We start from the raw sequence: 18,957 nt of genomic DNA, 5'->3' as shown, positions 1-18,957 counted from the left end.
CCCATGCGCCGCGCCACCGCCAACCTCATGCTCCTCACCTCCGCCGCGATCTGGGGTTCCGCCTTCGTGCCCCAGGCGATCGCGATGCGGCACCTCGACCCGTTCTGGTTCACGGGGCTGCGGTTCCTGCTCTCGGCGCTCCTGCTCCTGCCCTTCGCGCTCGCCGAGCGGCGGCGGGAGGCGGTCCCGATCCCGCGCAAGACCTGGCCGGTGATCGCGCTGGTGTCGCTGGTGATGATGTCGTCCTCGATCATCCAGCAGTTCGCCATGAAGACGACGAGCGCCACCAACGCCGGGTTCCTGACGAGCCTCTACGTCCTCTTCACGCCGATCGTCGGCTATCTCGTGTATCGCGAGCGGCCGCGCGGCATCGTGTGGGTCGGGGCCCTGGTCGGGCTCGGGGGCACGTGGCTCCTGTCGGGCGGGGTGCACGGCTTCGGGCACGGGGACGGGCTGATCGTCGTCACCGCCATGGGCTGGGCGCTGCTGATCGTGCTGATCGGCCGGCTGGTGCAGACCGTCGGGCACCCTGTCGGACTGGCGTTCGTCCAGAACCTCGCGACGGCGGTCGGCGCCATCGCGCTCGCCCTGCCGCTCGCGCCGCTCTCTATCGAGGCCGTGCAGGCGGCCTTCTGGCCGATCGTGCTGACGGGGTTCCTGTCGGGCGGAATCGCCTACACGTTCCAGGCCATCGGGCAGCGGCACACGCGGGCGACGGACGCGGCCATCATCCTCTCCGCCGAGGCCCCCTTCGCGGCGCTGACCGGGGCGATCGTGCTCGGCGAGCGGCTGACGACGGCCGGCTTCATGGGCTGCGTGCTGATCTTCGGGGCGATCTTGCTGGTGCAGCTCTGGCCCTCGGCGCCGCGCTCCCGGACCGCCGAGGCTTGACCCGAGCCCCTTGCGGCGGAGGGGCACCATGCTACGGTCCGCCTCCCCTGAGGCGTTCGGGACAGACAGGTGGCGAAGCTCTTCCTCCATATCGGCATGCCGAAGGCCGGATCGACCTCGATCCAGGAGGCCTTCGACGCCCATCGCGCGGCGCTGCGGGCGCATGGCATCAACTACCCGGACCTGGGGCCCAGCCACTCCAAGGTCTATCTGGCGCTCTTCTCGGCCAAGAAGCTGAAGCTCAGGACGCGGGTGACGAAGCATCTCGGGGCCGACGAGGCGCTGGAGGACTACGACCTCGGCGAACTCGAGCGCGTGCTCGCCGCCGAACTGACCTTCGGGAACGCTCCCGTGACGGTCTCGTCGGGGGAGATGCTGTTCCGTTTCAGCGCGCGCCAGTGCCGCGACCTCAAGGCCTTCCTGGACCCGCACTTCTCCGAGATCCGCATCGTCGCCTACCTGCGCGAGCCGATCGGGCTCGCCAACAGCCGAGCGCAGCAGAACGTCAAGGGCGGGCGCGAAACGCTCTCGGCCATGGCCGACCTGAAGGCGATCCGTTCCGGCCGGAGCGCGCTCGTGCCGCACTACCGGGAGGCGCTGGAGACCTGGATGGGCGTCTTCGGCCGCGACGCGCTGGAGATCCGCGAGTTCGACCGCAAGGCCTTCCTGGGCGGCGACCTCGTGACCGACTTCGCGGCCCTGGTCGGCGTGCCCGAGGACCTGCGCCCCGCCATGGCCGGCGGCTGGACCAAGACGGCGCGCAATGCCGAGACGGTGCTGATCCTGGACCGCTACCTGGAGCGCAGCCGCAAGGGCGACCGGCCGGCCTTCGGGCCCTTGCGCGATATGATCGAGGAAGTCCCCGGCTCGCGCTTCGCCCTGCCGCGCGACGTCCTCGAGGCAGTCTGGCGGGCGAGCGAGGCGGAGATCGCCTGGCTCGAAAGCGTCACGGGCCGGCGCTTTTTCGAAGGCGTCGACCCGGCGAAGGCGGCGGTGGAGGCCGCATGGCCGGCGGAGACGCGCGCGGCGCTCGAGGCGATCGTCGGCGCGCCCGTGCCGGACATCGCCGCCCTGCCGGCCGCCGAGCGACCGAAAGCCATCGACCGGCTCTGCGACGCCCTGGTGGCGAAGACCAAGGGCCGGAAGATCAGCCGGAAATACGCCCGCGGCCGCCTCGCGCCCCTCCTCGACCGAGCCCGCGACGCCCTCGGCTTCCTGCGCCACAAGCTGAGGCGAATGTTCAAGGGCCGGCGCCGGGCGGGAGGGTGATCGCCCCCCTGCCATGACGGTCCGGTCTGGCCGGCCCATTCGGCCCGGGGCACCGCCCCTCCCCCGCATCCCCCGGCCGGAGCGCAGCGGAGGGCCGGGGCCCAGCGCCCTCCACCCGCCGCAGGTCCTCGGACCGAGGCAAGCGCTGGATCCCGGATCGGCGGCCCGTGCCGCGCCTTGTCCTGGACTGCGGTGGAAGGGATGAGGGCCGAACGGCACCCGGACTTCGGGGCACCGCCCCTCCCCCGCATCCCCGGCCGGAGCGGAGCGGAGGGCCGGGGCCCTGCCCCCTCCACCGTCCGCAGCGCAGCGCCCGCCGCCCTGACGGTCCTACCCGCCGGTCCGCTCCCGCCGCAGCACCGCGCCGAGCACGTCGCGCACGCCGATGGCGCCGACGAGGCGGTCCTCGTCGTCGAAGACGGCGACCGGGCCGGCGTCGCGCTGCATGGCCAGCATGACGTGGCGCAGCGGGGTCGAAAGGCGGGCCCAGAAGGCGACGTTGGCGCCGTCCGGGAACGGCTTCTCGGCATCCTCGGTGGCGACCCAGGTGGCGGCGCCGCCGGCGGTCGCGGCCTGGCAGACCTTGCGGGCCGGGTCGAGCCGGAAGCGAGTGGTGCGGCGGCGGTCGAGCCAGACCCAGTCGGGGCCGGCCGGCTCGAGGTCGCGCGCGTCGCGCATGACGTTGTAGGCGGTCAGGACGTTGAGCGGGTTCACGTTGGCGACGAACTCGCGCACATAGGCGTTGGCGGGGCGGAGCACGATGTCCTCCGGCCGGCCGTACTGGGCGACGCGGCCGCCCTCCATGATGGCGATGTGGTTGCCGATCTTGAGCGCCTCGTCCAGGTCGTGGCTGACGAAGACGATGGTCTTGCGGAGATCCTTCTGCAGCAGCAGCAACTCGTCCTGCAGCTTGGTGCGGATCAGCGGATCGAGGGCCGAGAAGGGCTCGTCCATCAGCAGGATGTCGGCGTCGGTTGCGAAGGCGCGGGCGAGGCCGACGCGCTGCTGCATGCCGCCTGACAGCTCGTTGGCATATTTGTCGGCCCACTTGGAGAGGCCCACCATGGCGAGCTTCTGGTCGACGATGCGGTCGCGCTCGGCCTTGTCGGTGCCGCGCAGCTCCAGCCCGAAGCCGACGTTCTCGCGCACGGTGCGCCAGGGCAGCAGGGCGAATTGCTGGAACACCATGGTGACGCGGCGCTGGCGGATGCGGCGCAGCGTCTCGGCGTCGCAGCTCGCCACGTCGACCATGCGGCCGTCGTCGGCGAGCAGGATCTCGCCGCGGCTGACCGTGTTGAGGCGGTTGATGGCGCGCAGGATCGTCGACTTTCCGGACCCGGACAGGCCCATCAGCACGCAGATCTCGCCGCGCTTCACCTCCATGGAGACGCCCGCCGCACCGAGCACCGCGCCGGTGGCGGCGAGGATCTCCTCGCGGGTGCCGCCCTTGTCGAGCAGGCGCAGCGCGGGCGCCGGATCCTTGGCGAAGACGATGTCGACGTCGCGGATGCGGATGGCGGTGTCGGTATCCGTGGCCCCGGCGGTCATGCGGCCCCTCCGCGCTTCTCCGGCCGCTTGCAGACGCGGTCGAGCACGATGGCGAGCAGCACGATGGCGAGGCCCGCCTCGAAGCCCATCGGGATGTTGACCGTGTTGAGCGCGCGCACCACCGGCTTGCCGAGCCCGCCGGCGCCGACCAGGGCGGCGATGACCACCATGGAGAGGCTGAGCATGATGCACTGGTTGACCCCCGCCATGATGGTCGGCAGGGCATGCGGCAGCTCGACCTTCCAGAGGAGCTGGCTGCGCGTGGCGCCGAAGGCCTCGCCGGCCTCGATCAACGGCTTCGGCACGGAGGTGATGCCGAGGTGGGTCAGGCGGATCGGCGCGGGGACGGCGAAGATCACCGTGGAGATCATGCCGGGGACCACGCCGAGGCCGAAGAGGACCAGCGTCGGGATCAGGTAGACGAAGGTCGGCAGGGTCTGCATGAGGTCGAGCACGGGCCGCATCGCCTCGAAGAGCCAGGGCCGGTGGCCGGCTGCGACGCCGAGGGGCACGCCGATCAGGACGGAGACCAGGGTGGCGAAGCCGACGAGGGAGAGCGTCTCCATCGTCGCGTCCCAATAGCCGAAGTTCATGATCAGCAGCAGCGAGGCCGCCACCCCGATGGTCAGGCGCGGGTTGCGGTGGAAGTACCAGGTGAGCCCGGTGAAGAGCGCCACCAACAACAGCGCCGGGGGCTGGAGGAGGAGCCAGGTGGTGCCCTCGATCAAGAAGGCGAGGCCCGTCGAGACGAGGTCGATGGCGTCGCCGAAATGCTCCTGGATGAAGTCGATGACCGCCTTCATCCAGGCCCCGAAGGGGATCTTGTTGGACGTGATCCACTCTTCCATGACGGGGCCTCCGAGGGGCGGGGCGCGGGACCGGGTCCCTCCGTGAGGCGCCGTGCGCGGAGGCCGCCCGTCCGGCGGCGCCGCTCCCGGCTCCGGCCCGCAGGCGGCGACGCCCGGGGGCTCGTGGAGGGACGATGGAGCCTGCGCGGCCCGGCCGGCCGCGCAGCGGTTTCGTCAGCGGCGGGGGCCGGTCAGAGGCCGAGGCTCTTCTTGACCGCCGGCAGCCCGGGCTTGCCGTCGATCGTGGTCACGTTCTTCAGCCAGGCGTCGAGCACGGCGGGGTTCTTCTTCAGCCACTTCTCCGCGGCCTTGGGTCCGTCCAGGCCCTCGTCGAGGATCAGGCCCATCACCTCGTTCTCCATCTTGAGGGAGAACTTGAGGTTCTTGACCAGCTGGCCGACGTTCGGGCACTCGGTCGTGTAGCCGGTGCGGACGTTGGTGTAGATGGTGGCGCCGCCGAGGTTGGGCCCGAAGACGTCGTCGCCGCCCTCGAGGTACTTCATCTTGAACTTGGTGTTCATCGGATGCGGCTCCCAGCCGAGGAACACCACGTGCTCCTTCTTCCTGGAGGCGCGCTCGACCTCGGCGATCATGCCCTGCTCGGAGGACTCGACCAGTTCCCAGCCCTTGAGGCCGAACTTGTCGTCCTTGATCATGTCGAGGATCAGCCGGTTGCCGTCGTTGCCCGGCTCGATGCCGACGATCTTGCCCTTGAGCTTGTCCTTGAACTTGACGATGTCGGCGAAGGTCTTCAGGCCGGCGTCGTAGGTGGTCTGCAGGACGGCGAGCGTGTACTTCGCGCCCTCCAGGTTGGCGTCGAGCACCTCGATCGACTTGTCCTCCACATAGGGCTTCCGGTCCGCCTCCATGGTCGGCATCCAGTTGCCGAGGAAGACGTCGATGTCCTTGTTCTTCATCGACGTGTAGGTGACCGGGACGGACAGCACCTCGGCCTTCGGCGTGTAGCCGAGGCCGGTCAGGACGCGCGAGGCGAGGCCGGTGGTCGCCGTGATGTCCGTCCAGCCGACGTCAGAGAAGCGCACCGTCTTGCAGGAGGCGGGCTCCGCGGCGATCGCCCCCCCGGCGAGCGACAGCGCGATCAGCGAAACGGCGGCGAACGTCTTCAATGTCATCTGACCGATCTCCCTTGGCCGGTCCGGCCCGCGGCACCAACGCGGCCTGCCGGCGCGCATCCGGCACACCTGCCGACGGCTCGCCCGGATCCTAGCGTCCCGGCGCCTACGGATCCAACAGGTTCATTGGATTGAATATCCGCTCAACGGAGCCGCTTCGCCCGAATGCGACATTCGCCGCTCCAGATGCGTCATGCGCTCCGCCAGATCCTGTAATTCTAGCTGGAGTCAGCCAATTCCATTGCCGGTCGGAGAGATTCGCCCGTCGCTCCGTCGGGCAGGGCTGGGTGGCCGGAGCGCCCTTGACTGAATGAGCATTCAAACTCCATGATCGCGCCGTCCTACGGAGCGCGCCCATGCCGGAAGCCATCCTCGATGCCCGCCCGGGGCGACCGCGACCCAATGCCCGGCTCGACCGGCGCCGCGCCGAACTGATCGAGGCGACCATCGGGTCGATCGCGGACGTCGGCTTCCAGGCCACCACGGTCGCCGCGATCGCGGGACGCGCCGGCGTCTCGGTCGGGCTCGTGGCGTTCTATTTCGGCGACAAGGACGGCGTGCTGGAGGCCACCCTCCGGCACCTCGCAGGCCAGTTGCGGGATGTCTCAGTCGCGCGACTCGCGGCGGCCCGGACGCCGCGCGACCGGATCGCCGCCGTGATCGACAGCGCGCTCGGCGACGCCCAGTTCGAGCGGCGGATCGCGACCGTATGGCTCGCCTTCTGGGGCCAGGTGCCGGCCACCCCGCGCTTCCGCCGCGTGCAGCGGGCCTACGAGCGGCGCATGCTGTCGACCCTCACCCATGCTTTCGCGGCCCTGGTGTCGCGGCCCGAGGCGCTGCGGCTCGCCCGGGCCACCGCCGCGCTGATCGACGGGCTGTGGCTGCGGGCCACCCTGTCGTCCGACCCGCCCGACGCGGCCGAGGCCCGCTCCATCGTGCAGGGCTTCGTGGACACCCAGATCGCCCTCCTCGACCTCGCCCTCCTGAAGAGGACCAGCCCTTGAGCGCCCGCTTTCCCGTCCAGAGGAACCGAATCGGCGGCCGGCCGGTGCGCAGCACGTCCGGCGAGCTCTTCACCAGCATCGACCCGGCGCGCGGCGAGGTCCTCGCCGGCATCGAGGTCGCCGGTCCGGCGGAGATCGAACGGGCCGTGGACGCGGCGCAGGCGGGCTTCCGCGTCTGGTCGCGCATGACCGGCGCCGAGCGGGCCCGGGTGCTGCGCCGCGCGGCCGATCTCCTCCGCGCCCGCAACGACGAACTCGCCGCGCTGGAGACGCGCGACACGGGCAAGCCGATCCAGGAGACGAGCGTGGTCGACGTGCTCTCGGGCGCGGACTGCCTCGACTATTTCGCCGGCGTCGCCGCGACGCTGACGGGCGAGCATGTCGACCTCGGCCCGGCCGGCTTCGGCTATGTCCGGCGCGAGCCGCTCGGCGTCGTGGCCGGCATCGGGGCCTGGAACTATCCGCTGCAGATCGCCTGCTGGAAGGCCGCCCCGGCGCTCGCCTGCGGGAACGCGATGATCTTCAAGCCGGCCGAGCTGACGCCGATGACCGCCGGGCCGCTCGCCGACATCTTCGCCGAGGCCGGCCTGCCGGACGGGGTGTTCAACGTGGTGCAGGGCGACGCGGCGACCGGCAAGGCGCTCGTGGCGCATCCGGGCATCGCCAAGGTGTCGCTGACGGGGGAGGTCGGTACCGGCAAGCGGGTCATGGCCGCGGCGGCGGACACCCTGAAGCACGTCACCCTCGAGCTCGGCGGCAAGTCGCCGATCCTGGTCTTCGAGGACGCCGACATCGACAACGCGGTCTCGGGAGCGATGCTCGGCAACTTCTATTCGGCCGGCGAGGTCTGCTCGAACGGGACCCGCGTCTTCGTCCATCGCTCGATCAAGGCGGAGTTCCTGCGGCGGCTGACCCTGCGGGTCGAGCGCATGGTCGTCGGCGATCCGCTCGACCCGGCCACCCAGGTCGGCGCGCTGATCTCCGAGGAGCACATGGAGAAGGTGCTCGGCTACATCGCGGCCGGGGTCGCCGAGGGGGCGCGAATCGTGACAGGCGGCAGGCGCGTCACGCGGGACGGCCTCGACCGCGGCTTCTTCGTCGAGCCCACCGTCTTCGACGGCTGCTCGGACGGCATGCGGATCGTCCGCGAGGAGATCTTCGGGCCGGTGATGACGGTGCTCGAGTTCGATACCGAGGACGAGGCGGTGGCGCGGGCGAACGCCACGGAGTTCGGCCTCTCCGCCGCGGTCTTCACGCGCGACCTGACCCGCGCGCACCGGGCGATCGCCGCGCTGCAGGCCGGGACCTGCTGGATCAACCACTACAACCTGACGCCGATCGAGCTCCCCTTCGGCGGGTTCAAGCAGTCGGGGCTCGGCCGCGAGAACTCCAAGGCGGCGGTCGAGCACTACACGCAGGCGAAGAGCGTCTACGTGGCGCTGCAGCCGATCGACAGCCCGTACTGAAGGGACGAACCATGACGCGGGAAGTCGATTTCCTCATCGTCGGGGCCGGATCGGCGGGGTCGGTGCTGGCTGCACGGCTCAGCGAGGACAGCCGCCACAGCGTGCTCGTGCTCGAACGCGGCGGGTCGGACCGGTCGATCTTCATCCAGATGCCGACGGCGCTGTCGATCCCGATGAACAGCGAGAAGTACAACTGGTTCTACGAGACCGAGCCGGAGCCGCATCTCGGTGGCCGTCGCCTGCACTGCCCGCGCGGGCGCGTGATCGGCGGCTCCTCCTCGATCAACGGCATGGTCTACATCCGCGGCAACCCGGCCGACTTCGACCGCTGGGAGGAGGAGGGCGCGGACGGGTGGTCCTACGCGGACGTGCTCCCCTATTTCCGGCGCGCCGAGACGCGCGCGGAGGGGGGCGACGCCTACCGGGGCGACAGCGGGCCGCTGCACACCTCCTACGGCCCCTGCCGGAACCCGCTCTACAGCGCCTTCGTGGAGGCGGGGGTGGCGGCCGGATACGCGGAGACGCCGGACGTCAACGGCTACCGGCAGGAAGGTTTCGGCCGGATGGACATGACGGTCCACAAGGGCCGCCGCTGGTCGACCGCCAACGCCTACCTGAAGCCGGCCTTGAAGCGGGAGAACCTGGACCTTCTCACCAACGTGCTCGTGCGGCGCATCCTCTTCGAGGGGGGCCGGGCGGTGGGCGCCGAGATCGAGCGGCGGGGGCGGACCGAGATCGTTCGCGCCCGGCGGGAGGTGATCCTGTCGGCGGGGCCGATCGGCACGCCGCAGATCCTGAAGCTGTCCGGCGTGGGGCCCGCGGAGGAGCTGCGCGGCCTCGGCATCCCGGTCGTGGCCGACCGGCCCGGCGTCGGCGAGAACCTGCAGGACCACCTCGAATTCTATTTCCAGGTGGCCTGCACCCAGCCGATCACGCTCTATTCGCACATGAGCCCGGTCGCCAAGGGGATGATCGGGGCGCGCTGGATCGTGTTCGAGGACGGGCTCGGGGCGACCAACCACTTCGAGACCTGCGGCTTCATCCGCTCGCGCGCCGGGGTCCGCTATCCGGACATCCAATATCACTTCCTGCCCGCCGCGGTCCGCTACGACGGCGCCGCCCATGTCGACCGGCACGGCTTCCAGGCCCATGTGGGGCCGATGCGGTCGAAGTCGCACGGCTTCGTCCGGCTCGCCTCGCCCGATCCGCGCGACAAGCCGTCGATCCGCTTCAACTACATGAGCCACCCGGACGACTGGGAGGAGATGCGCGCCTGCGTGCGGCTGACGCGCGAAATCTTCGCGCAGGCGCCCTTCGACCCCTATCGCGGCGAGGAGATCCAGCCGGGGGCCGACGTGACGAGCGACGAGGCGATCGACGCCTGGATCGCCGAGAACGTCGAGAGCGCCTACCATCCGAGCTGCTCGGCCCGCATGGGCCGCAAGGACGACCGTCTCGCCGTGGTCGATCCGGAGGGGCGCGTCTACGGGGTCGAGGGCCTGCGGGTCGTGGATTCGTCGGTCATGCCGTCGATCACCACCGGCAATCTCAACGCGCCGACGATCATGATCGGCGAGAAGATGGCCGACCACATCCTGGGTCGCCCGCCCCTGCCGCGCTCCAACGCCCCCTACTTCGTCCACCCGGCCTGGCAAACCGCGCAGCGCTGACCGGCGCCCGGCACCGGCGGACGGTCTAGCCGCGCCGGCGGCCGCTGCGCTCGCGGGCCTGGGCGGTCGCGGGTGGGCTCTGCAGGGGGCCGACCGTCTCGACGATGGCCTCGAGGGTGGGGCGGGCGCAGCGGATGTGGGCGTCGACGGCGGCGCGCATGGCGGCGAGGTGGCCGGCGGACGTGCCGCAGCAGCCGCCGACGATGCGGCAGCCGGTGTCGACGGCGAGCCGGGCGTAGTCGGCCATCAGCTCGGGCGTGCCGGTATAGACGACGGCGTCGCCCTCCACCTTCGGGATGCCGCAGTTCGCCTTGGCGACGACGGCGAGCTCGGGGTGGGCCTCCGTCATCGCACCGACCGAGGCGAGGAGGTCGGAGGCGCCGACGCCGCAATTGGCGCCGACCGCAACGGGCGGGACCGGCAGGGTGGCGGCGATGTCGGCGACGGCGGCCGGGGTCAGGCCCATCATGGTGCGGCCGGCGGTGTCGAAGCTCGCCGTGAAGGTATAGGGCATGCCGACCCGGATGGCGGCGAGGGCCGCGGCGCGGATCTCCTCGGGCGCCGACATGGTCTCGATCCAGGCGACGTCGGCGCCGCCGGCCTTCAGGCCCTCGATCTGCTCGGCGAAGACCTCGACCGCCTCGTCTTCGGTCATGGGGCCGAGGGGCGCGAAGAGGTCGCCGGTCGGGCCGACGGAGCCGGCGACCACGACCGGGCGCGGGGCCGCGTCGGCCACGTCGCGGGCGATGCGGGCGGCCTTCTCGTTCAGTTCGCGGGTGCGGTCCTCGGCCTTGTGGAGGGCAAGGCGGCGGCGGTTGCAGCCGAAGGTGTTGGTCAGGACGATATCGGCGCCGGCGTCGACAAAGCCCTGGTGGAGGGCGCGGATCCGGTCCGGATGCTCGTCGTTCCAGAGTTCCGGGGCATCTCCGGAGAGGAGGCCCATGGCGAATAGGTTGGTCCCGGTCGCCCCGTCGGCGAGGAGGACGGGGCGTTCGGCGAGCAGGGCGTCGAGGGCGGAGCGGGTCATGGGGCCTCGGGTCGGGACGCGATCGGGTGAGACGAGTACCCCGATTTGCCCGACCGTCAACCGTGGCGCTTGCCTTCCGGCGACATGGCGGCTTTTCTCTCGGCGCGCCGTTCCCGTGGCGGCGCTGCCAATCCGAGGTTTGCGCGCCCCTTGTCTCCTCCGAACCCGCCGCCCGACCGGCCGTCCCGCGGCCTCGCCCGCCGCATCCTGCGCGCGCCGGTCGCCGTCCTGGTGGCGCTCTACTTCATCCTGGACGACGTCGTCCTGGCGGCGATCCGGCCTGTGGTGCGCCGCCTCGAAGCGCTGCGGCTGTTCGCGCGGGTGGCCGCCTTCATCCACGGGCTGCCGCCCTACCCCACCCTGCTCCTCTTCGCCGTGCCCTTCGCGGTTCTCGAGCCGCCGAAGCTGATCTCGCTCTACCTCATGGCAACCGGGCGATTCCGCACGGGCCTCATTCTGCTGATCGTCTCGCACCTCCTGTCGATCGTGCTCGTCGAGCGGCTCTTCCACGTGACCCGGGACAAGCTCCTCATGATCCCGTGGTTCGCGCGCGCACACGGCCTCGTCGTGCGGCTCCGGGACTGGGCGCTCGGCATCCTGGAGGAGACCAGCGCATGGCAGGCGGCGCGGCGCCTGCTCGGGCGGCTCCGGGAGGCGGCCGCCCGGCTGCGGGATCGGATCCGGCCGGTGGCCGCCCGGTGGGCGCGGGAGGCGCGACGGCGGGCGTCGGCCGTCGCCGGATGGATCCGCCGGATGGCGCGCGGCTGAGAGGGCGCGGGCCGGCCGTTCAGCCTGTGACCCGCAGCGGCAGGCCCAGGGCCGCCAGGGCATGGCGTGCGATGGCGCCGCCCGGCGGCAGGCTCTGGCCGTCAGTGACGGTCGAGATCGCGATGGCGCGGGCGCGCAGGACGTGGATCGAGCGGCGGCCGATGCGGGAGACGAGATGACGATGGTCGCGCAGCGGCCCGTCGCGGCGGGCCCGGTCCCACAGCCGGCGCGAGACCACCAGACCCTGCTGCGGGAGCGGCAGGCCGAACACCGAACTCGCCACCCCGATCGTGCTCTCCGCCAGGCGGGCCTGCCAGCCGAAGGCGTCGAAGGCGATGCGGAAGGTCGCCGCGCGCCGGTCCGCCCCGCCTGTCCGCTCGGCGCGGTCGGCGAAGGCGGCGACCTCGCGGAACCACTCGCCCTCGAGCAGGATGTTCGGTTGCAGGACCATCAGCCAAGGGGAACGCCGGGCGGCGGCGATGCCGGTCGCGACCTTCTCGCCCCAGCAGCCGGACACATGCAGGAGTTGACAACCAGCCGCTTCGGCCACCTTCTCGGTGCCATCCTGCGACCCGCCGTCCACGACCACCACTTCTCGGATCACGCCTTCGGCGGCGGCCGGCACGAGTGAGGCCAGAGTCCTGATCAGACCCTCCTCGGCATCCAGGGTGGGGATGACGACGGACAGCATTTCGGCTCCATAGCAGGGATTCGACGCCCGCGGGAGTCGCCAAATCGCCCCGGCCTTGCCCTAGATCGAGGGAAGTTCTTGCTTTGTTCGCGCCCTGCGCTAGAGTCCCCGCATGACCAGAGCGAAGAACCGAACCCTCGCAAGCTCCGACGATACCGTAAGGTCACCGGTACGGGCCGCGCCGAAGCCCCGTCCGGGGCCGCGTGCCGTGGAGGGGCCGGGCAGCGACAGTATGGCCGCTCTGCGACGGACTGCCGCAGCCGGGCAAGCGCCCCCGGGACCCGAGGGCCTGCCCGACGGGGGATCCGCCGACGGATACGGGGCGGGTGCCGTGGCGATTCCAGCCGAGCTCCGGCGGGGCCGGGGCGCGGTCAGCAACGCCTCGGGCCGCTACGAGCCGGAGACGAGGGTCCTGGTCGACGACGGCTGGTCGAGCCTCGAGGACCTGCCGCCGCTGCGGACGGAGGTGCAGGTCGAGAAGCCGAAGAAGATCATCACCCGCAACCAGTCACCCGACATCTCCTTCGACCGGTCGATCAACCCCTATCGCGGCTGCGAGCACGGCTGCGTCTACTGCTTCGCGCGGCCGTCGCACGCCTACATGGGTTTGTCGCCCGGGCTCGATTTCGAGACGCGGCTCTTCGTCAAGCCCAATGCCGCCGAACTCCTGGAGCGCGAGCTGGCCGACCCGGCCTACCAGTGCCGGACGCTGGCGATCGGCACCAACACCGACCCCTACCAGCCGATCGAGCGCACCCATGGGGTGATGCGGGCCGTGCTGGAGGTGCTGGAACGGACGAACCACCCGGTCGCGATCGTCACCAAGTCGCACCTCGTCACGCGCGACAAGGACATCCTGGGGCGGATGGGGCGCAAGGGACTCGCCAAGGTCGCCCTGTCGGTGACGACCCTCGACGGGGGGCTCGCCCGGTCGCTCGAGCCGCGGGCGGCGGCGCCGCACCGGCGGCTGGCGGCGATCCGGGAGCTCGCCGAGGCGGGCGTGCCGACGGCCGTCATGGTGGCGCCGGTGATCCCGGGGCTGAACGACCACGAGATCGAGCGGATCCTCGAGGCGTCCCACCAGGCGGGGGCGCGGGAAGCCGGCTATGTCCTTCTGCGTCTGCCGCTCGAGGTCTCGGAGCTCTTCAAGCAGTGGCTGCTCACGCACCGGCCGGACAGCTACCGGCACGTGCTGTCGCTGATCCGCTCGATGCGGGACGGCAAGGACTACGACGCCAACTGGGGCACGCGCATGCGCGGCACAGGCCCCTACGCCTGGACCATCGGCCGGCGCTTCGAGCTCGCGCTGAAGCGCCTCGGCATCGAGAAGACCGCCCGGGCCCGGCTGCGCGCCGACCTGTTCGAGCCGCCGCGGCCGAACGGGGTGCAGCTCAGCCTGTTCTGACGGACGGTGCGCACCGCATGGCGAAACACGGAGAGAGACCATGGCCCTCGCCCTTCACCTCGTCACCCTGGGCGTTGCCGACGTCGAGGCGAGTGCGGCCTTCTACGAACGTCTCGGCCTCCTCCGCTCGACGCAGAGCGTCCCGGGGTCCGTCGCCTTCTTCCAGGTCGGGCCGATGGTCCTGTCGGTCTTCGGCCGCGCGGACCTGGCGGCCGACGCGCAGGTGGCGGACAGCCGGCCCGGCTTCTCGGGCGTGACGCTCGCCAACAACGTGGAGTCTCCCGAGGCGGTGATCGCCCTTGTGGAGACGGCCGTTGCGGCCGGGGCGCGGCTCGTGCGCGCGCCCGAGAAGGCCTTCTGGGGCGGCTTCACGGCCTATTTCGCCGATCCCGACGGGCATCTCTGGGAGGTCGCCCACAATCCGCACTGGCGCTTCGACGAGAGCGGCATGGTCCGTCTGCCGGACTGAGACGCTCCGGGGACAGCGGGGACGACGCCTTCGCGACCGATTGCGGCGGGGGCCGGCGGGCGGCAGGATCGACGCCATGGCCCGCCGCCCCGAATCGCCCGCCCTCTTCGACCTGCCGACCGGTCCCGACCTGTCGATCGAAAGGCGCGTGCTGCGGCGGCTGAAGGCGAAGGTGCCGGTCTGCGGCGTCGACGAGGCGGGCCGCGGGCCGCTCGCCGGCCCGGTCGTGGTCGCTGCGGTGGTGCTCGACCCGCGCCGCGTCCCGGAGGGCCTGGACGACTCCAAGAAGCTGACCCCGGCCGAGCGGGAGCGCCTCTTCGCCGAGATCTGCGCGCATCACCACACCGCGCTCGCCTTCGCGTCGGTGGAGCGCATCGACGCCCTGAACATCCGCGGCGCGACCCTCTGGGCGATGGCCCGGGCCGTCCGCGGGCTGCCCGAATGCCCGGCGCACGCCCTCGTCGACGGTCTCGACGTGCCGCCCGGCCTGCCCTGCCCCGGGGAGGCCGTGGTCAAGGGCGACGCCACCTCGCTCTCCATCGCGGCGGCCTCGATCGTCGCCAAGGTCACCCGCGACCGGCTGATGATCCGCCTCGCCGCCAGTTGCCCCGGTTACGGCTTCGAGGAGCACAAGGGCTACGGCACGGAGGCGCACCGGGCCGCCATTCTCACCCTCGGCCCCTCGGCCCACCACCGCCGCAGCTTCGACCCGGTGAAGAGCCTCCTCGCCGGCGTGACGCCGCCCGCCGAGGCGGTCCTGGTCTGAGGACGGCCGCGCTCACTGGACCGGCAGGGCAGAGATCCGGGCGAAGGAACGCCGAGCCGCATCCCCGGCCGGAGCGGAGCGGAGGGTTCCGCAGGGCTTATTCCGCGGCTGAGGCGAGGCTTTGGCGGACGGCCTTGCGGAGGTCGTCGATAGGGACGAGGACGCCGTCGCGCTCGACGTGCCAGAAGGTCCAGCCGTTGCAGGCGTCGAGGCCCTGGAGGACCGCGCCGACACGGTGGATGGACCCCTCGGCCGCGCCTGAGACCAGTGATCCGTCGAGCCGGACGGTGGCGGCGAGCCGGCCGCGGGCGTCGGTCACGACCTCGCCGGGGCGGACCAGGCCCTGCTCGACGAGGGTGCCGAAGGGGATGCGGACCTCCGCCTTTTTGCCGCGGACCACCTCCAGCGCCTCGGCGGGGATCGGGCTGACGGCCGCGATGCGGGCCTCGGCGGCGGCCGCGTAGGCCGGGTCGCGCTCCATGCCGACGAAGCGGCGGCCGAGGCGGCGGGCGACGGCGCCGGTGGTGCCGGTGCCGAAGAAGGGGTCGAGGACCACGTCGCCCGGGTTGGAGGACGACAGCAGGACGCGGTGCAGCAGCGCCTCCGGCTTCTGGGTCGGATGGACCTTGTCGCCGGCCTCGTCCTTCAGCCGCTCGCCGCCCGCGCAGATCGGCAGCAGCCAGTCGGAGCGCATCTGCAGGTCCTCGTTGAAGGCCTTCAGGGCGTCGTAGTTGAAGGTGTAGCGGCGCGCGTCCTGCGAGCGGGCGGCCCAGATCAGGGTCTCGTGGGCGTTCTGGAAGCGGCGGCCCTTGAAGTTCGGCATCGGGTTGGTCTTGCGCCAGACCACGTCGTTGAGGATCCAGAAGCCGAGGTCCTGGAGGATCGTGCCGACCCGGAAGATGTTGTGGTAGGAGCCGATCACCCAGAGGGAGCCGGTCGGCTTCAGGAGGCGCCGGCAGGCCAGCAGCCAGGCGCGCGTGAAGGCGTCGTAGGCCTCGAAGCTGTCGAAGCGGTCCCAGGCGTCGTCGACCGCGTCGACCAGGCTCTGGTCCGGCCGGTGCAGGGCGCCTTCGAGCTGCAGGTTGTAGGGCGGGTCGGCGAAGACCAGGTCGACGCTCGCCGCCGGCAACGCCGCCATGGCGGCCACGCAATCGCCGATGTGGATCCTGTCGAGCCAGGGTTCGGTCGGAGAGGCGGTGCGGTCGGACCGGGCGCGCCCGCGGGCGGCCCCCTCGGCTCGGAAACTCATGACGCGGCGAACCCCGGATACGCGGGTGACTGATGCCCGTCATGGTTACCGAGGAAGGTGAAGGGGCGGTTAAGCCGACCGGTTCCCGCCCGCCCGTCCGGGCGAATTGCCGGCCGGCGGGGCTGACAAAGGCGCCGGGGCTTGTTAAGCCCTCGCCACCTCCTCGGCCCTCCGGAAGCGCGACGCGATGCCCGATCTCCTGCTCGAACTCTTCTCCGAAGAAATCCCGGCCCGGATGCAGCGCAAGGCGTCCGAGGACCTGAGGAAAATGGTGACCGACGGGCTCGTGGAGGCCGGCCTCTACTACGAAGGCGCCAAGGCCTATGCGACCCCGCGGCGGTTGACGCTCCATGTCACCGGGGTGCCCGCCCGCTCGCCGGACCTCAAGGAGGAGAAGAAGGGCCCGCGCGTCGGCGCGCCGGAGGCCGCCGTGCAGGGCTTCCTGAAGTCGGCCGGGCTCGCCTCGCTGGCCGAGGCGACCGTCGTCTCCGACCCGAAGAAGGGCGAGTTCTATGTCGCGCACCTGACGAGGCCCGGGCGCGCCGCCATCGAGGTGATCGCCGAGCTGGTGCCGTCCGTGGTGCGCGGCTTCCCCTGGCCGAAGTCGCAGCGCTGGGGCTCCGGCACGCTGCGCTGGGTCCGGCCGCTGCATTCGATCGTCTGCACTTTCGGTCCGGAGACCGAGGAGCCCGACATCGTTCCCTTCGAGATCGACGGCATCCACGCCGGCAACGTCACCTACGGCCATCGCTTCATGGCCCCGGGCGCCCTCACGGTGAAGCGCTTCGACGACTACGCGGCGAAGCTGCAGGCGGCCTACGTGATCCTGGACGCGGACCGGCGCAAGGACATCATCCTGCACGACGCCAAGGACCTGGCGCTGGCCCATGGCCTGGAACTGGTGGAGGACGACGGCCTGCTCGAGGAGGTCGCCGGCCTCGTCGAATGGCCGGTGGTGCTGATGGGGTCCTTCGAGGAGCGCTTCCTGGAGGTGCCGGGCGAGGTGATCCGGGCGACCATCCGGGCCAACCAGAAATGCTTCGTGCTGCGCTCGCACCACGTCGACCAGACGCTCTCCAACCGCTTCCTGCTGGTCTCCAACATCATCGCCACGGACGGCGGGGCGGAGATCGTGGCCGGCAACGGCCGGGTCGTGCGGGCGCGCCTGTCCGATGCCCGCCATTTCTGGGACACCGACCAGCGGGACCTGCCCGGCTACGCCGACCGCGCGCCGCCCGGCAAGTTCCTCGACCAGCGCCTCGCCAAGCTCAAGGACCTGGAGATCGTCTTCCACGAGAAGCTCGGCACGCAATGGGAGCGGATCGAGCGGATCATGCGGCTCGCGCGCGAGCTCGCCCCGGCGGTCGGGGCCGATCCCGAGAAGGCGGTGCGCGCGGCGGAGCTCGCCAAGGCGGATCTCCTCACCGAAGTGGTGGGCGAATTCCCCGAGGTGCAGGGCCTGATGGGGCGCACCTACGCGCTCCTGCAGGGCGAGGACCCGTCGGTCGCCACCGCGATCGAGGACCACTACAAGCCGCAGGGACCATCCGACCGCGTGCCGACCGATCCGGTCGCGGTCGCAGTGGCGCTCGCCGACAAGCTGGACACGCTGATCGGCTTCTGGGCCATCGACGAGAAGCCGACGGGTTCGAAGGACCCGTACCAGCTCCGCCGCGCGGCGCTGGGCGTGATCCGGATCGTGCTGGCGAACGGGGTGCGGCTGCCGCTACTGGCTGCGATGCCCGCGCCCTTCGGGCAGATCATGCTCGACAAGCGGCTGGTGGCGGTGGACCGGCAGATGGACATCGCCGACGAGCTCGCCTCGGCAGGGGTGCCGGAACCCGTCATGGTGGCGCTGCGCGAGCGGCTCCTCGCCCCGGTCGCCAGCCCGGACGAGGTCGAGGCCTACGCGCAGGCGACGGTGCGGGACGCCTGGACGAAGAGCCTGGACCTCCTCGCCTTCTTCGCCGACCGGCTGAAGGTGCAACTGCGCGAGCAGGGGGCGCGGCACGACCTGGTCGACGCGGTCTTCGCGCTCGGCGGACAGGACGACATCGTGCTGATCGTCAAGCGGGTCGAGGCACTGGGCGCGTTTCTGGCCAGCGAGGACGGGCAGAACCTGCTTGCCGGCTACCGGCGCGCGGTCAACATCCTGCGGGCCGAGGAGAAGAAGGCCGGCGCCCCGATCGAGGGCAGCCACGACCCGGCGCGCCTCGCCGAGGCCGAAGAGAAGACCCTGGCGGCCGCCGTCGCCGAGGCCGTCCCGGCCGCGCGCGCCGCCGTGGAGGCGGAGGACTTCGGCCGCGCCATGCAGGCCCTCGCCCGCCTGCGCCGGCCCGTCGACGCCTTCTTCGACACGATCCTGGTCAACGCCCCCGATCCGGCGCTCCGCGAAAACCGCCTGCGCCTGCTCAACGACATCCGCACCGCCTGCCACGCGGTGGCGGACTTCTCGCGCATCGGGGGGTGACGGGCGCTGTCGGGGCCGACGACCGTCGGCCGTGGTGCGAGTGCGTCACGACGACGGCCGGCCCTTCCGGGAAAGACGTCCCGCGAATGTCAGCCCGGCCATCGCGCCGGGGCCCCTTGGCCGGGCCGCGACGCCAGGGCTCGATGGTGAGATGCCGGGCCAAGGCGCGCGGTCGGGAGTCTTTCCGCAGCGCCGTGACGGGTGGCGAGGCCAATGGGTCCCGGCGCGATGGCCGGGATGACACCCGTGGGGCGGTCGGAGCCGCCATCGGCATCGCCAGGCG

At 71.5% G+C, this 18,957-nt stretch carries 16 protein-coding genes; 10 read left to right on the top strand and 6 right to left on the bottom strand.

Annotation, left to right across the window (positions count from 1 at the left end; all coding sequences use genetic code 11):
• The first annotated feature begins 3 nt into the window (after positions 1–3).
• Positions 4–891, top strand: coding sequence for a DMT family transporter (locus WBG79_RS10165; RefSeq protein WP_337356990.1), 888 nt, complete (start codon positions 4–6; stop codon positions 889–891).
• A gap of 69 nt (positions 892–960) precedes the next feature.
• Positions 961–2,160, top strand: coding sequence for a hypothetical protein (locus WBG79_RS10160; protein WP_337356989.1), 1,200 nt, complete (start codon positions 961–963; stop codon positions 2,158–2,160).
• A gap of 330 nt (positions 2,161–2,490) precedes the next feature.
• On the opposite strand, the gene choV is transcribed toward WBG79_RS10160, so the two are convergent.
• The 3 genes from choV to WBG79_RS10145 form a co-directional block, all read right to left on the bottom strand.
• The gene (gene choV / locus WBG79_RS10155) at positions 2,491–3,708 is read right to left on the bottom strand and encodes a choline ABC transporter ATP-binding protein (protein ID WP_337356988.1); all 1,218 of its coding nucleotides are present in this window, start codon (positions 3,706–3,708) and stop codon (positions 2,491–2,493) included.
• Positions 3,705–4,556, bottom strand: a complete 852-nt coding sequence (gene choW / locus WBG79_RS10150) for a choline ABC transporter permease subunit (RefSeq protein WP_337356987.1) — start codon at positions 4,554–4,556, stop codon at positions 3,705–3,707. Before choW ends, choV begins: the two co-directional genes overlap by 4 nt.
• Positions 4,557–4,747: 191 nt before the next feature.
• Positions 4,748–5,689 (bottom strand): choline ABC transporter substrate-binding protein, encoded by a 942-nt coding sequence (locus WBG79_RS10145; RefSeq protein ID WP_337356986.1) that lies wholly within the window; start codon positions 5,687–5,689, stop codon positions 4,748–4,750.
• 356 nt (positions 5,690–6,045) lie between these two features.
• On the opposite strand from WBG79_RS10145, the gene betI reads away from it, so the two are divergent.
• From betI to betA, 3 genes are read left to right on the top strand one after another with little or no spacing between them, the layout of a single operon-like run.
• Positions 6,046–6,693 carry a choline-binding transcriptional repressor BetI gene (gene betI, locus WBG79_RS10140; RefSeq protein ID WP_337356985.1) on the top strand — a complete coding sequence of 216 codons (648 nt, stop codon included), beginning with the start codon at positions 6,046–6,048 and terminating at the stop codon, positions 6,691–6,693.
• A complete protein-coding gene (betB, locus tag WBG79_RS10135) occupies positions 6,690–8,159 on the top strand; it encodes a betaine-aldehyde dehydrogenase (RefSeq protein ID WP_337356984.1) in 1,470 nt (489 codons plus the stop codon). Before betI ends, betB begins: the two co-directional genes overlap by 4 nt.
• Before the next feature lie 11 nt (positions 8,160–8,170).
• The gene (betA, locus tag WBG79_RS10130; RefSeq protein WP_337356983.1) at positions 8,171–9,829 is read left to right on the top strand and encodes a choline dehydrogenase; all 1,659 of its coding nucleotides are present in this window, start codon (positions 8,171–8,173) and stop codon (positions 9,827–9,829) included.
• Positions 9,830–9,854: 25 nt separating this feature from the next.
• Here the strand turns inward: betA and bmt are convergent, their stop codons facing one another.
• A complete protein-coding gene (bmt, locus tag WBG79_RS10125) occupies positions 9,855–10,856 on the bottom strand; it encodes a betaine--homocysteine S-methyltransferase (RefSeq protein WP_337356982.1) in 1,002 nt (333 codons plus the stop codon).
• A 150-nt stretch (positions 10,857–11,006) separates the two neighbouring features.
• On the opposite strand from bmt, the gene WBG79_RS10120 reads away from it, so the two are divergent.
• A complete protein-coding gene (locus WBG79_RS10120; protein ID WP_337356981.1) occupies positions 11,007–11,624 on the top strand; it encodes a hypothetical protein in 618 nt (205 codons plus the stop codon).
• Between the two features lie 19 nt (positions 11,625–11,643).
• Here the strand turns inward: WBG79_RS10120 and WBG79_RS10115 are convergent, their stop codons facing one another.
• On the bottom strand, positions 11,644–12,315 hold the full coding sequence (locus tag WBG79_RS10115; RefSeq protein ID WP_337356980.1) for a glycosyltransferase: 672 nt from the start codon (positions 12,313–12,315) through the stop codon (positions 11,644–11,646).
• A gap of 241 nt (positions 12,316–12,556) precedes the next feature.
• Here WBG79_RS10115 and WBG79_RS10110 point away from each other — a divergent pair, with 241 nt between their 5' ends.
• The 3 genes from WBG79_RS10110 (at position 12,557) to WBG79_RS10100 (ending at position 14,955) form a co-directional block, all read left to right on the top strand.
• Complete coding sequence (locus tag WBG79_RS10110; protein ID WP_443147449.1) at positions 12,557–13,720, top strand: PA0069 family radical SAM protein; 1,164 nt, start codon at positions 12,557–12,559, stop codon at positions 13,718–13,720.
• 40 nt (positions 13,721–13,760) lie between these two features.
• Positions 13,761–14,189, top strand: a complete 429-nt coding sequence (locus WBG79_RS10105) for a VOC family protein (RefSeq protein WP_337356979.1) — start codon at positions 13,761–13,763, stop codon at positions 14,187–14,189.
• Between the two features lie 76 nt (positions 14,190–14,265).
• On the top strand, positions 14,266–14,955 hold the full coding sequence (locus tag WBG79_RS10100) for a ribonuclease HII (protein ID WP_337356978.1): 690 nt from the start codon (positions 14,266–14,268) through the stop codon (positions 14,953–14,955).
• A gap of 97 nt (positions 14,956–15,052) precedes the next feature.
• Here the strand turns inward: WBG79_RS10100 and WBG79_RS10095 are convergent, their stop codons facing one another.
• A complete protein-coding gene (locus WBG79_RS10095) occupies positions 15,053–16,204 on the bottom strand; it encodes a site-specific DNA-methyltransferase (protein ID WP_337356977.1) in 1,152 nt (383 codons plus the stop codon).
• Between the two features lie 187 nt (positions 16,205–16,391).
• On the opposite strand from WBG79_RS10095, the gene glyS reads away from it, so the two are divergent.
• Positions 16,392–18,674 (top strand): glycine--tRNA ligase subunit beta, encoded by a 2,283-nt coding sequence (gene glyS, locus WBG79_RS10090; RefSeq protein WP_337356976.1) that lies wholly within the window; start codon positions 16,392–16,394, stop codon positions 18,672–18,674.
• Positions 18,675–18,957 lie beyond the last annotated feature (283 nt).

The sequence above is a fragment of the Prosthecomicrobium sp. N25 genome, from assembly GCF_037203705.1.
In the GTDB taxonomy this organism is placed as follows: domain Bacteria; phylum Pseudomonadota; class Alphaproteobacteria; order Rhizobiales; family Ancalomicrobiaceae; genus Prosthecodimorpha.
The sequence above is the reverse complement of the archived record's forward strand: the minus strand, read 5'-3'. Positions and strand labels throughout refer to the sequence as shown.